The organism is Streptomyces sp. 8N616, assembly GCF_052246385.1.
Taxonomy (GTDB): Bacteria; Actinomycetota; Actinomycetes; order Streptomycetales; family Streptomycetaceae; genus Streptomyces.
The window spans coordinates 17,007-31,070 of record NZ_JBQQBY010000048.1; the positions used below are offsets into that span (position 1 = coordinate 17,007).

The following is a 14,064-nucleotide window of genomic DNA, read 5'->3' on the forward strand; positions in this document are numbered from 1 at the left end:
CGCCGCAGCGGCGGCGATAGTTTCCCGCCGCAACAGCGAGAGCTCTCGGCGGTGCCGAGCCGGCGCTCGCCCACACAGGAGAACCGGGGCGCCCATCGCAGAGAGGAAGGGTGGGTGGGAAGTGGGCCCGGCGCGGAGCGCCGGGGCTGGGCACGGGCCGGTGGCAGATCTTGCGCCGCGGGAGGCGGAAACCCCAGGTCGTAGAGCCCGCCGGGAGGGCGCTCGGTGGCGCAACACTGTGGCAACACCACCACGGCCTTCCGGTCGGTATGGTCCCGCACATGCCTGCCGAACTCCCCCAGCCGCCGCTGGGTGGGGGTGCCCCCGGTGAAGCCAGGGGGATCACCCCCGTCCGCGAGCGCACGCACACCGCGCCGCTCGCCGCCGCGCGCCGCCGCCGGCTGCGCGCGGACCGGGCCCGGCAGCTCGCCGACCTGCTGCGCCACCAGGTGCTCGCGGGCGGCTTCCCCGGCGGCGCGCTCCCCCACGAGGACGTCATCGCCGCCGACCACCGCACCTCCCGCAACACCGTGCGGCAAGCGCTCGACCTGCTCCGCGCCGAGCAGCTCGTCGAGCGCTGCCCCGGAGTCGGGACGGTCGTCGTCGCCGAGAAGTACCCGCACGGCCTGGACCGGCTGATGGGCCTCGCGGAGACCCTGTACGAGCACGGCCGGGTCACCAATGAGGTACGCACCATGGGCCCGGTGCCCGCGCCGCCGACCGTCGCCGACCGGCTCGGCCTCACCGCGTACACCGACGTGCTCTACATCGAGCGGCTGCGGCGCCTGCGCGGGGTGCCGCTCTCCCTCGACCTCACCTACATCCCGATGGACGTCGGCGTCGAGCTGCTCGGCGCCGACCTGGAGAACACCGATGTCTTCCGGCTGATCGAGAAGATCACCGGACAGCGCCTCGGCACCGCCGAGATCACCCTCGAGGCCGTCAACGCCGACGCGCACTCGGCCGCCGTCCTCCAGGCCCCGCGCGGTGCGGCGGTCCTGATGCTGGAACGGCTCACCCACCTGTCCGACGGACGGCCCGTGGACCTGGAGTTCATCCGCTTCCGCGGTGACCGGATCACCATGAGCGGGCTGCTGCGCCGCTCCCTCTGACCCGCCCGCGGACCGACCCGTACGCCCGCGGACCCGTACGCCCGTACCGCCCTTACGACCTCACGCCCTTCACCCTCCCTGGAGACAGCCATGCCTCTGGCACCGCAGCGGGCCGACGTGCCCGTGACCATCGACGAGTCCAAGTGCATCGACGGCTGCACGCTCTGCGTGGACATGTGCCCGCTGGACTCCCTGGCGATCAACCCGGAGACGAACAAGGCCTACATGCACGTCGACGAGTGCTGGTACTGCGGCCCGTGCGCGGCCCGCTGTCCCACCGACGCTGTCACGGTCAACATGCCCTATTTGCTCCGCTGATCCACGAACCAGGTGAGAGGCCCGCTCCCATGAAGCTCAGCCAGTTCAGCCGCCCGGCAACCCGCAGAACCCCGCCCGCCGCGCTTGCCGCCGCCGCACTGCTCCTCCCGCTCACCGCCTGCGGCGGCGACGCCGGCGCCCAGGGCGACGGCAAGACCGTCAAGGTCACCATCGGCTACCAGTCCAAGACGATCAACACCGTCACCGCGGGCACCCTGCTGCGCGAACTCGGCTATTTCGAGCGTGAGTTGAAGGAGCTGGGCCGCCGCGACGGCCACACGTACAAGGTGGAGTGGCAGGACTACGCCACCGGCGCGCCCATCACTGCCCAGATGGTCGCGGGGAAGCTGGACATCGGGTCCATGGGCGACTTCCCGCTGCTGATCAACGCCTCCCGCGGCAAGCAGCTGAACGCCCCCACCCGGCTGGTCGCGGTCACCGGCTACAACCTGCGCGGAGCCCTCAACACCATCGTCACCAAGCCGGACTCCCAGCTGAGCTCGGTGAAGGAGCTGCGCGGCAAGAAGGTGTCGAGCAGCGTCGGCTCCGCCTCCGACGGCACGCTCGTACGGGCCCTCCAGCGCGCGGGCCTCGACCCGAACGAGGACGTCCGCAAGCTCAACCAGCAGCCCGCGGTGGGAGCCTCGGCGCTCGAGGCGGGCAGTGTCGACGCGCTCTCGCAGTTCGTCGCCTGGCCCGGCCTGCTCACCTTCCAGGGCAAGGTGCGGCCGCTCTACGACGGCGCCTCGCTGAATCTGCCGACCTTCCACGGCACCGTCACCCGCGCGGCCTTCGCCGACGACCGCCCCGAGGTCCTGAAGGCCTTCCTCACCGCCCAGATCAAGGCCGGCGACTATCTGCACGAGCACCCGCTGGAGGCCGCGGGCAAGGTCGCCGAGGCCACCAAGCTGCCGCCCGAGGTCGTGTACCTCTACAACGGCGCGGGCGGCATCGCCACCTTCGACCCGACGATCAAGCCCCAGCTCGTCGCCGCGCTGAAGAAGGACGTGCCGTTGCTGCGGGCGGCCAAGCTGGCCGGGCCGGTCGACGTGGACGCCTTCATCGACGACAGCCACCTCAAGCGCGCGTACGGGGACGGCTACGGGAAGGCCCAGCGGTCCACCGCCAACCCGGCCGCGCTGCCGGGCCACGCGGCGACGGCGAGCGAGCTGTGGCTGAAGGGCGAGAACCGCACCCGGACCTTCCCCGATCCGGGCGCGCTGCTGACGTACGTGGCCGGGCACGGCGGTGCGGAGAAGGTGCGGGCGGCGTACGTGCCCGACGCCACCACTGGAACCCGCTGGTTCGCCGACCGGGCGGTGTGGGTCGAGGACGGCTCGGACATCAGGCCGTTCGTCACGCAGACCGCGGCCCGCGCCTGGACGGCCGAGCACTCCGGCTCGCGCATCATCGACTACGCCGAAGCGTTGAAGGCAGGATCATGACCGCTGCCCCATCCTCAGGCACGGCGGAACGGGCGGCCGCGGCAAGCGCGGCCGCCGCGGACCTCACGGACGCGGAGGAAGCCCGGAGGGACCCCGCGACGGAGCCGCCCCGGTCCGCCGCCGCTGCCCCCCGGCTCTGGCCCCGCTATGCGCTCCGTACGGCGTCGCTGCTCGCCGCACTCGGACTGTGGCAGCTGCTCACGGCGCTGGACGTGAACCTGTGGCTGCGGTTCGAGCAGTTCCCGACGGTCACGGAAGTCGCCCGCGCCTTCGGCGACCGCGTCGGCAGCGGCCCGTACTGGCAGGACCTGACGGACAGCCTGACCCGTATCCTCACGGGCTTCGCGCTCGCGGCGGTGGCCGGGGTCGCGGTCGGCACGGGCGTCGCGCGCTCCCGCATCGCCTCCGACCTGCTGAGCCCGGTCCTGGAAGTGCTCAGGCCGATCCCCGCGATCGCGCTGGTGCCGGTGGCGATCCTGCTCTTCCCCAGCAACGAGCAGGGCATCGTCTTCATCACCTTCACCGCCGCCTTCTTTCCTGTGCTGGTCAGCACCCGGCACGCGGTGCGGGCGCTGACTCCGGTGTGGGAAGAGGCCGTTCTCACCATGGGCGGCGGGCGGTGGCGGGTCCTCGGCTCGGTGGTACTGCCGGGGGCCCTGCCCGGGATCATGGGCGGTCTCTCCGTGGGGATCGGGGTCTCGTGGATCTGTGTGATCTCCGCGGAGATGATCTCGGGAGAGTACGGGGTCGGCTACCGCACCTGGCAGGACTACACGATCGTCGACTACCCGGGCGTTTTCGTCGGCATGGCCACGATCGGCATCCTCGGCTGGATCACGTCGACGGCGGTGGAGCTCCTCGGCCGCCGCCTCACCCGATGGCTCCCCCGCACGGACCGGAATGCCTCATGAGGCTTTCCGGAAGCCCGTCTTGGGCACGCGGCACCGGCAGTGCGCACCACCGCCGGTGCCTGGCGGCAGCCGCGACGACCACGGCCGGCCTGACGCCGACCGGGCGGCTTCCGGATCCGCCGCCGCGTCCTGCGCACGGCCGCGCCCGCGCGCAGGACGGCGAACTCGGCACGTGCCGGGGCGCGACCGCCCACGGCCGGTCGCCGCGAACGCCATCTCCGCGAAGCCCGCCCCGGCCTCCGGCGCGGCAGAGGCCGGCCCAACCTCCCCCAGAAAGAAGGTGCACCCGTGACCACGTCCAGTGTCACCACCACCGCCGCGAAGGCCGCGGCCGCAGCCGAGTCCGCTGTACCCGGCGTGCGGCTGCGGCTGAAGGGCGCCGCGCTCGGGCGGCCGGGGGCAGTCGTGATCGGCGGTGTCGATCTCGACGTCGCGCCCGGCGAGCTGCTGACCGTCGTGGGCCCCTCCGGCTGCGGCAAGTCCACCCTCCTGCGGACCTTCGCCGGGCTGCTGCCCGCCCTCGGGGGGCGGGTCACGCAGGACGGCGAGCCCATCGCCCGCCCCGAGGCGGACCGGGCCCTGCTCTTCCAGGAGGACGCGCTCCTCCCCTGGCGCACGCTGCGCGGCAACGTCGAACTCCCCCTCGCCATACGGGGTGTGCCGCGCGCCGAGCGCCGCGCCCGGGCCGACGACTGGCTGGCGCGCGTCGGCCTCGCCGGGCGCGAGACGCGGCTCCCGCACCGGGTCTCCGGCGGCCAGCGGCAGCGCGTACAGCTGGCCCGCGCGCTGGCCGGTGCGCCGCGGGCGCTGCTGATGGACGAGCCGTTCGGCGCGCTGGACGCGCAGACCCGCGCCGGGATGCAGCAGCTGCTCGTGGACGTGCTGCGCGGCACCCGCGCGACCGTCGTCTTCGTCACGCACGACGTGGACGAGGCGCTGTTCCTCGGCGACCGGGTGGCCCTGCTGGGGACGGGCAGAGTCCTCGACGTGCCGCGCCCCCGCGAGCGCGCCGCCCACGACGACCCGGCGACCGTCGCGCTGCGCCGCGAGGTCCTCGAATCCCTCGGCAACTGACCAGCACTGACCAGCACTGACCGGCACCGGCCGGCACCGACCGGCGACCGACTGGCAACTGACGGCACCTGAAAGGCCACCCCATGGAGACCATGGTCATCCCCGCCCTCGACAGCGCCGAGGAGCTGTCCTGCGATGTGCTCGTCATCGGCGGCGGCACGGCCGGGACCATGGCGGCGCTCACCGCCGCCGAGCACGGCGCGTCCGTCCTGCTCCTCGAAAAGGCGCACGTACGGCACTCCGGCGCGCTCGCCATGGGCATGGACGGCGTCAACAACGCCGTCGTCCCCGGCCGCGCAGAGCCCGACGACTACGTCGCCGAGATCACCCGCGCCAACGACGGCATCGTCGACCAGCGCACCGTCCGCCAGACGGCTACCCGCGGCTTCGCGATGGTGCAGCGCCTGGAGTCGTACGGGGTGAAGTTCGAGAAGGACGAGCACGGCGAGTACGCGGTCCGCCAGGTGCACCGCTCCGGCTCCTACGTCCTGCCGATGCCCGAGGGCAAGGACGTCAAAAAGGTCCTCTACCGGCAGCTGCGGCGCCGCGAGATGCGCGAGCGGATCCGGATCGAGAACCGCGTGATGCCGGTGCGGGTGCTGACCGCGGGCGGCCGGGCGATCGGCGCCGCGGGCTTCAACACCCGTACGGGGCAGTTCGTCGCGGTCCGCGCGGGCGCCGTCATCCTGGCAACCGGCGCCTGCGGCCGCCTCGGCCTGCCCGCCAGCGGCTACCTCTACGGCACGTACGAGAACCCGACGAACGCGGGCGACGGCTACGCCATGGCGTACCACGCGGGCGCCGAGCTCACCGGCATCGAGTGTTTCCAGATCAACCCGCTGATCAAGGACTACAACGGCCCGGCCTGCGCATACGTCGCCAACCCCTTCGGCGGCTACCAGGTCAACCGGCACGGCGAGCGCTTCGTCGACTCCGACTACTGGTCGGGCCAGATGATGGCGGAGTTCGCGGCCGAGGTCGCGAGCGAGCGCGGTCCGGTGTACCTGAAGCTCAGCCACCTCCCGGAGGAGTCGGTGGCCGCGCTCGAATCGATCCTGCACTCCACCGAGCGGCCCACCCGCGGCACCTTCCACGCGGGCCGCGGGCACGACTACCGCACGCACGACGTGGAGATGCACATCTCCGAGATCGGGCTGTGCAGCGGGCACTCGGCCTCGGGCGTACGGGTCGACGAGCACGCCCGTACGACGGTCCCGGGGCTGTACGCCGCCGGGGACCTGGCGTGCGTGCCGCACAACTACATGATCGGCGCATTCGTCTTCGGCGACCTGGCCGGGGCGGACGCGGCCCAGTACCGGGCGTACGAGGGCGCATTGCCGGCCGGGCAGCTCGCGGAGGCCCACGAGCTGATCTACCGCCCGCTGCGCAACCCGGACGGGCCGCCCCAGCCGCAGGTCGAGTACAAGCTCCGCCGCTTCGTCAACGACTACGTGGCCCCGCCCAAGAGCGGCGCCCGGCTGTCGCTGGCGATCGAGGCCTTCGAGCGGATGCACGGCGACATCGCCGGGATGGGGGCCCGTACGCTGCACGAGCTGATGCGCTGCGCGGAGGTCACCTTCATCCGCGACTGCGCGGAGATGGCGGCCCGGTCCTCGCTGGCGCGCACCGAGAGCCGGTGGGGGCTCTACCACGAGCGCACGGACCACCCGCTGCGGGACGACGCGTCGTGGCTGCACCACCTGGATCTGCGGAAGGCGGCGTCGGGCGCGATGGAGTTCCTGGCCCGGCCGGTCGACCCGTACCTGATCCCGGTGGAGGAGTTCGCCCCAACGGGCGGCGCCTCCCGGCTCATCGGCGAGGTCCACCCGGAGCAGACCGCGACGGCGGGGCGCCGCGATGTCCCGCCGGTGGGGTCGGGCGGCGCAACGGGCGCGGGAACTGCGCCGGGCTCGGCCGGAAGCGCTGCGGAGAGCCGTACCGGCGGCGGGGCCGAAGCCGACGCGGGCGTCGGCCGCTCCCCGCGCATCCTCGAACTGCTCGTCCTCGCCGAGGAGGAGCCCGAGCTCCCGGATCTGCGGCCGTACTTGGCGGACGACGACCCGGCGGTGCGTGCGGCGGCCGTCGCCACGCTGACCGAGACCGCGCCGCCCGGCACGGGCCCGGCTCTCGCGGCCACCCTCGCGGACGGCGATGCCGCCGTCCGCGCGGCCGCGGCCGCGTCGCTGCGTGAGCTGGTCGAGGTCCTGCCGCCGGAGCCCGAACTGCGCGAACCGCTGGTCGCGGCCCTCGGCGTGGCGGACCCGCGGGTCCGGGCCGCGGCCCTGGACGTGCTGCGCGCCCTGCGCCTCGGCAGCGCCGACCTCTTCGCGCGCACGCTCACCGACCCCGACATCGAGGTACGGATCGAAACCGTCCGCGCACTGGTGTCGGTGGACGCGATCGACGCCCTCGCCGGGGCCGCCGCCGACACCTCCCGCGAGGTCCGCGTGGCCGCGGCCAAGGGCCTCGGCAGCACCGCCGCCCGGCCGCACCACCTGCACGCCCTGGTCAGGGATCAGGACCCGCTCGTCCGCGCCGCCGCCCTCGAGGCCCTCGCCGCCACCGGCTGCCCCGACCCGTACGGCGCCACCGCGCTCGAAGCGCTGGCCGACCCTGCCTGGCAGGTCCGGGCGGGCGCGGCCACCGCCCTGTCCGCCGCACCACCCGGTATCGCGATCCCCGCCCTGGCCAAGACCCTCGCCGACGTCAACGCCGACGTCCGAAAGGCGGCCGTCCTCGCTCTCCTCCGCCACACCGACCACGAAGACGCCCGCGCCGCCCTGGCCACGGCAGCCACCGACCCCGATGCGGACGTACGGGCCTACGCGTCCCGGGGGGCGTGACGAGTGGGGCGCACCGTAAGGAGGCCGCGCCCCGTCAGCGCTCGCCGATCTGCTCCAGGACCTGCCGGGGGCGGTTGGTGATCAGTGACTCGACGCCGAGGGCCAGGCACAGCTCCACGTCCTCCGGCTCGTCCACCGTCCACACATGCACCTGATGTCCCGCCGCCCGCAGCCGGGGCACCAGGTCGGGGCGGGCACGTACGAGGTCGATGCCGGGGCCCGCGATGCGGACGCCGGGCGGGAGGGCCGTGACCAGGCCGGGCAGCGGCGAGCGCTCCGACAGCAGCACGCGGGGCAGCTCGGGCGCGAGGGCTCCCAGTCTGCGCAGGGCGAGCCGCGAGAAGCTCATCAGCCGCACGCGCGGGGGTTCGCCCGGCTTGGGCCGGTGGAGTCCGAACAGGCGGAGCTGCCGGACGAGTTCATGCTCGACCCGGCCCGCCCACCGCGTGGGGTGCTTGGTCTCGACGGCGAGCCCGACCGGCCGGGGCGCCGAGGTCGCCAGGGCCAGCAGCTCGTCGAAGGCGAGCACCCGCGCGGGCTCGGCGCCGCCGCCCTTCCAGGAGCCGAAGTCGAGCCGGTCCAGCTCGTCGAGGGTCATCGCGGAGACGGCTCCGCGCCCATCGGACGTACGGTCCACCCGGCGGTCGTGGACGCACACCAGACGCGCGTCCCGGGTCAGCCGCACATCGCACTCCAGCGCGTCGGCGCCGTCCTCGATGGCCTGCTCGTACGCGGCGAGCGTGTGCTCGGGGTGATCGTGGGAGGCGCCGCGGTGGGCGACGACCTGAGTGACCCGGCCGGTGGGGACAGCCGGGGCGCCGTACTGGCGCTGGGTCTGTGGAAAGCTCACGCAAGCAACCTTGACATCCGGCGGTAAACGGACAGCCAACGACCCGTAGTACGGAGAAATGTCCTTAATGACACCTGGCCGCCATGGCACCCCGCCGTCATGACACCTCGCCGCAATGACACCCCGCGCGCTCACGCCGCGCCGGATCGCGCACCATCGCCGTCGTCGCGGGGACCGCGAGGTGAATCGCCTGCGTCAGCGGCCGCGTTGGAGCCGGACACCAGCGGTTCCCCGGAGCCGGTCCGGCTCCGGGGCACCGCTGGCGTCCGGGCGCCCTACGAGAGGCGCACCGCTACCTCACGAAAACCCCTGCCTGACCTGCCAGGTCCAGGAAGTACTGCGGCGCGACGCCGAGCGCGATCGTGACCGCGACGCCGATGCCGATCGCCGTGATCGTCAGCGGGCTCGGCACGGCCACCGTCGGGCCCTCCGGCTTCGGCTCGCTGAAGAACATCAGCACGATCACCCGGATGTAGAAGAACGCGGCGATCGCCGACGAGATCACACCCACGATCACCAGCGGCGCCGCGCCGCCCTCCGCCGCCGCCTTGAAGACGGCGAACTTGCCGGAGAAGCCCGAGGTCAGCGGGATGCCCGCAAAGGCCAGCAGGAAGATCGCGAAGACCGCGGCGACCAGCGGCGAGCGCCGCCCCAGTCCCGCCCACTTGGACAGGTGCGTGGCCTCGCCGCCCGCGTCGCGCACCAGCGTGACGACGGCGAAGGCGCCGAGGGTCACGAACGAGTAGGCGGCCAGGTAGAAGAGCACCGACGAAACGCCGTCGGGGGTGGCCGCGATGACACCGGCGAGGATGAAGCCCGCGTGCGCGATCGAGGAGTACGCCAGCAGCCGCTTCACATCGGTCTGGGTGATGGCCACGATCGCGCCGACCAGCATGGTGATGATCGCGACGCCCCACATGACCGGCCGCCAGTCCCAGCGCATGCCCGGCAGCACCACGTACAGCAGCCGCAGCAGCGCGCCGAAGGCCGCGACCTTGGTGGCCGCCGCCATGAAGCCGGTGACCGGGGTGGGAGCGCCCTGGTAGACGTCCGGCGTCCACATGTGGAACGGCACCGCGCCGACCTTGAAGAGCAGACCCATCAGCACCATCGCGCCGCCGATCAGCAGCAGCGCGTCATTGCCCATGGTCCCGGCCAGGGCCGGGGTGATGTCCCGTACGGTGCCGTCCACGACGTCGGCGATACCGGCGTACGTGACCGTGCCCGCGTAGCCGTACAGCAGCGCGATGCCGAACAGCAGGAAGGCGGACGAGAAGGCGCCGAGCAGGAAGTACTTGACGGCCGACTCCTGCGAGAGCAGCCGCTGGCGGCGGGCCAGCGCGCACAGCACGTACAGCGGGAGGGAGAAGACCTCGAGGGCGACGAAGAGGGTCAGCAGGTCGTTGGCCGCAGGGAAGATCAGCAGGCCGCCGACCGCGAAGAGCAGGATCGGGAAAACCTCGGTCGTGGTGAACCCCGCCTTGACCGCGGCCTGTTCAGCCGGTCCGCCCGGCACGGCGCCCGCCTGCGCGGCGAAGGAGTCGACGCGCTTGCCGTGCGCCTGCGGGTCGAGCCGCCGCTCGGCGAAGGTGAAGACGGCGACCAGCGAGACCAGCAGGATCGTGCCCTGGAGGAAGAGCGCCGGGCCGTCGACCGCGACGGCGCCCATCGCAGCGATTCGCGACTTGCTGCCCGCGTAGCCGCCGGCGGCCAGCCCGATGACCGCCGCGAAGGCGGCGGCGAGGCCGACCAGCGACAGCAGCAGCTGCGCGTGGTAGCGGCTGCGGCGTGGCAGGAAGGCCTCGATGAGGATGGCGAGGACTGCGGCGCCCAGCACGATCAGCGTCGGGGCCAGCTGCCCGTACTCGATCTTCGGGCCCGGGATCTTGTCAGGGGCCTGGGCCGCTGTCGTCCACAGGCTGTGGACAACGCTTGCGTCTGCCACGGCGATCACTTCGCGGCCTCCAGGTCTCGTACCGGAACATCGGGCTTGGGATCACGCTCGTCCACGACCGACAGCGTGTGGTCGACCGCCGGGTTCACGATGTCCGCGACCGGCTTCGGGTAGACGCCCAGGAAGATCAGCAGGGCGATCAGCGGGGCGACGACCACCAGCTCGCGGACCTTGAGGTCGGGCATCTGCCGGACCGCCGCCTTGACCGGCCCGGTCATCGTGCGCTGATAGAGCACCAGCACGTAGAGCGCGGCCAGCACGATGCCGAAGGTCGCGATGACGCCGAGCGCCGGATAGCGGCTGAACGTGCCGACCAGGACCAGGAATTCGCTGATGAAGGGCGCGAGCCCGGGCAGCGAGAGGGTGGCCAGACCGCCGATCAGGAAGGTGCCCGCGAGAATCGGCGCCACCTTCTGCACGCCGCCGTAGTCGGCGATCAGGCGCGAGCCGCGGCGCGAGATCAGGAAGCCCGCGACCAGCATCAGCGCCGCGGTGGAGATCCCGTGGTTGACCATGTAGAGCGTCGCGCCGCCCTGGCCCTGGCTGGTCATCGCGAAGATGCCCAGGATGATGAAGCCGAAGTGGGAGATCGAGGCGTACGCGATCAGCCGCTTGATGTCCCGCTGGCCGATCGCCACCAGCGCCCCGTAGACGATGCTCACCAGCGCGAGCACGAGGATCGCGGGCGTCGCCCACTTCGACGCCTCCGGGAAGAGCTGGAGGCAGAAGCGGAGCATCGCGAAGGTGCCGACCTTGTCGACGACCGCCGTGATCAGGACGGCGACGGGCGCGGTCGACTCCCCCATCGCGTTCGGCAGCCAGGTGTGCAGCGGCCAGAGCGGGGCCTTGACGGCGAAGGCGAAGAAGAAGCCCAGGAACAGGGCCCGTTCGGTGACGGTCGCCATGGAGAGGTCGCCGTTCGCCCGCGCCTGGACGATCTCCTGGAGGGAGAAGGTGCCCTGCCCGAGGTCGTCGGCGGTGACGGCGAACAGCCCGATGACGGCGGCCAGCATGATCAGGCCGCCGGCCAGGTTGTAGAGCAGGAACTTCACGGCCGCGTAACTGCGCTGCTTGCTCGCCTCGTCCTCGCCGTGCGCGCCCGCCCGGTCCCCGAAGCCCCCGATGAGGAAGTACATCGGGATCAGCATGGCTTCGAAGAAGATGTAGAAGAGGAAGACGTCGGTGGCCTCGAAGGAGAGGATCACCATCGCCTCGACCATCAGGATCAGCGCGAAGAAGCCCTGGGTGGGCCGCCAGCGCGACGACTTGCCCGCGGCGGATCCGCTATCGGACTCGGCGAGGGGGTCGGCGTCGTGCCAGCCCGCCAGGATGATGAAGGGGATGAGGACGGCGGTGAGCGCGATCAGCGCGACCGCGATGCCGTCCACGCCCAGCTCGTACCGCACCCCGAAGTCCTCGATCCAGGCGTGGGATTCGGTGAGCTGGTAGCCCGCACCGCCCGGATCGAACCGTACGAGGACGACCGCCGCCAGGACGAGCGTGGCGAGCGAGAAGCCCAGCGCCAGCCACTTGGCGGTGGCGCGCTTCGCGGCGGGCACGGCGGCGGTCGCGATCGCGCCCAGCGCGGGCACCGCGGCCATGACCGTCAGCAGAGGAAATGACATCTCAGACCGCCCTCATCAGCAGGGTCGCGGCGATCAGGACCGCCGCACCGCCGAACATCGACACCGCGTAGGAGCGGGCGAAGCCGTTCTGCACCTTGCGCATCCGGCCCGACAGACCGCCGACCGAGGCCGCCGTACCGTTGACCACCCCGTCGACGACGCTGTGGTCGAGATAGACCAGACCGCGGGTCAGATACTCGCCGGGCTTGAGCAGCACCACGTGGTTGAAGTCGTCCTGCAGCAGGTCGCGGCGGGCTGCCCGGGTGAGCAGCGACCCGCGCGGCGCGGTGACGGGAACCGGCCTGCGCCCGTACTGCGCCCAGGCCAGCGCCACGCCGACGAGCAGGACGACGACCGTCGCGGTGGTGACGGTGGCGGCGCTCAACGGGGAGTGGCCGTGATCGAAGCTGGTGACCGGCTCCAGCCACTTCACGAACGCCTCGTTGATGCTGAACAGGCCGCCCGCGAAGACCGATCCGACAGCGAGGACGATCATGGGGATGGTCATCGACCTCGGCGACTCGTGGGGGTGCGGCTCGTTGCCCTGCTCGTCGGGCTGCCAGCGCTTCTCGCCGAAGAAGGTCAGCAGCATGACCCGGGTCATGTAGTACGCGGTGATGGCCGCACCCAGCAGAGCCGCGCCCCCCAGGATCCACCCTTCCGTACCGCCCTTGGCGAAGGCCGCCTCGATGATCTTGTCCTTGGAGAAGAAGCCGGACAGACCCGGGAAGCCGATGATCGCCAGATAGCCGAGCCCGAAGGTGACGAAGGTGATCGGCATGTACGACCGCAGGCCGCCGTACTTCCGCATGTCGACCTCGTCGTTCATGCCGTGCATGACCGAGCCCGCGCCGAGGAAGAGCCCGGCCTTGAAGAAACCGTGGGTGATCAGGTGCATGATCGCGAAGGCGTAGCCGATCGGGCCGAGGCCCGCGGCCAGCATCATGTAGCCGATCTGGGACATCGTCGAAGCGGCGAGCGCCTTCTTGATGTCGTCCTTCGCGCAGCCGACGATCGCACCGAAGAGGAGTGTGACCGCGCCGACGGCCACCACCGCGACCTGCGCGTCCGGCGCCGCGTTGAAGATCGCCCCGGACCGGGTGATCAGGTAGACGCCCGCGGTCACCATCGTCGCCGCGTGGATCAGGGCCGAGACCGGGGTCGGGCCCTCCATCGCGTCACCGAGCCAGGACTGCAGCGGCACTTGGGCCGACTTGCCGCACGCGCCGAGCAGTATCATCAGCCCGATCGCGGTGAGCGTGCCCTCGCCGACCGGCGCGCCGGCGCCTGATGTCGCAGCGCCGACGGAGGCCAGCACCGGCTCGAAGGCGAAGGTCCCGAAGGTCACGAACATGATCATGATGGCGATGGACAGGCCCATGTCGCCGACGCGGTTGACGATGAACGCCTTCTTCGCCGCCGTCGCCGCGCTCGGCTTGTGCTGCCAGAAGCCGATGAGCAGGTACGAGGCCAGGCCGACGCCCTCCCACCCGACGTACAGCAGCAGGTAGTTGTCCGCGAGGACCAGCAGCAGCATCGCCGCCAGGAAGAGGTTGAGGTAGCCGAAGAAGCGGCGGCGGCGCTCGTCGTGCTCCATGTAGCCGATCGAGTAGAAGTGGATCAGCGAGCCCACTCCGGTGATCAGCAGCACGAAGGTCATCGACAGCTGGTCGAGCTGGAAGGCCACGTCCGCCTGGAAGCCGCCGACCGGGATCCAGCTGAACAGGTGCTCCCGCAGGGTGCGTTCCTCGCCGCCCAGCGCCAGCATGTGGAAGAAGAGCACCGCGCCGAAGACGAAGGACAGCGACGCGAGGCCGCAGGCGATCCAGTGGCCCGTACGGTCGAGCCGCCGGCCGCCGCACAGCAGTACGGCCGCGCCGAGCAGCGGGGCCGCGATGAGCAGTCCGATGAGGTTCTCCACTGTTTGCGACC

Annotated in this window: 10 protein-coding genes; 6 read left to right on the plus strand and 4 right to left on the minus strand. The window is 71.9% G+C overall.

Going from position 1 to position 14,064, the window contains the following annotated elements:
- The first annotated feature begins 281 nt into the window (after nucleotides 1-281).
- From ACTWQC_RS31880 to ACTWQC_RS31905, 6 genes are all read left to right on the plus strand, one after another.
- Entirely contained in the window at nucleotides 282-1,112 is an 831-nt protein-coding gene (locus tag ACTWQC_RS31880; protein WP_443319328.1) for a GntR family transcriptional regulator, read from the plus strand.
- A gap of 90 nt (nucleotides 1,113-1,202) precedes the next feature.
- Entirely contained in the window at nucleotides 1,203-1,430 is a 228-nt protein-coding gene (locus tag ACTWQC_RS31885; RefSeq protein ID WP_443319329.1) for a 4Fe-4S dicluster domain-containing protein, read from the plus strand.
- A 29-nt stretch (nucleotides 1,431-1,459) separates the two neighbouring features.
- A complete protein-coding gene (locus ACTWQC_RS31890; RefSeq protein WP_443319330.1) occupies nucleotides 1,460-2,875 on the plus strand; it encodes an ABC transporter substrate-binding protein in 1,416 nt (471 codons plus the stop codon).
- A complete protein-coding gene (locus tag ACTWQC_RS31895; protein WP_443319331.1) occupies nucleotides 2,872-3,786 on the plus strand; it encodes an ABC transporter permease in 915 nt (304 codons plus the stop codon). Before ACTWQC_RS31890 ends, ACTWQC_RS31895 begins: the two co-directional genes overlap by 4 nt.
- A gap of 357 nt (nucleotides 3,787-4,143) precedes the next feature.
- Nucleotides 4,144-4,860 (plus strand): ABC transporter ATP-binding protein, encoded by a 717-nt coding sequence (locus tag ACTWQC_RS31900; protein WP_443319361.1) that lies wholly within the window; start codon nucleotides 4,144-4,146, stop codon nucleotides 4,858-4,860.
- Nucleotides 4,861-4,952: 92 nt separating this feature from the next.
- Complete coding sequence (locus ACTWQC_RS31905; RefSeq protein ID WP_443319362.1) at nucleotides 4,953-7,703, plus strand: fumarate reductase/succinate dehydrogenase flavoprotein subunit; 2,751 nt, start codon at nucleotides 4,953-4,955, stop codon at nucleotides 7,701-7,703.
- A gap of 34 nt (nucleotides 7,704-7,737) precedes the next feature.
- Here ACTWQC_RS31905 and ACTWQC_RS31910 read toward each other — a convergent pair whose 3' ends face one another.
- From ACTWQC_RS31910 to nuoL, 4 genes are all read right to left on the minus strand, one after another.
- Complete coding sequence (locus ACTWQC_RS31910; RefSeq protein WP_443319332.1) at nucleotides 7,738-8,553, minus strand: glycerophosphodiester phosphodiesterase; 816 nt, start codon at nucleotides 8,551-8,553, stop codon at nucleotides 7,738-7,740.
- Nucleotides 8,554-8,845: 292 nt separating this feature from the next.
- Complete coding sequence (gene nuoN / locus ACTWQC_RS31915) at nucleotides 8,846-10,498, minus strand: NADH-quinone oxidoreductase subunit NuoN (protein WP_443319333.1); 1,653 nt, start codon at nucleotides 10,496-10,498, stop codon at nucleotides 8,846-8,848.
- Nucleotides 10,499-10,503: 5 nt separating this feature from the next.
- Nucleotides 10,504-12,132, minus strand: a complete 1,629-nt coding sequence (locus tag ACTWQC_RS31920) for an NADH-quinone oxidoreductase subunit M (RefSeq protein WP_443319334.1) — start codon at nucleotides 12,130-12,132, stop codon at nucleotides 10,504-10,506.
- A gap of 1 nt (nucleotide 12,133) precedes the next feature.
- Entirely contained in the window at nucleotides 12,134-14,053 is a 1,920-nt protein-coding gene (gene nuoL / locus ACTWQC_RS31925) for an NADH-quinone oxidoreductase subunit L (protein ID WP_443319335.1), read from the minus strand.
- Between the last annotated feature and the right edge of the window lie 11 nt (nucleotides 14,054-14,064).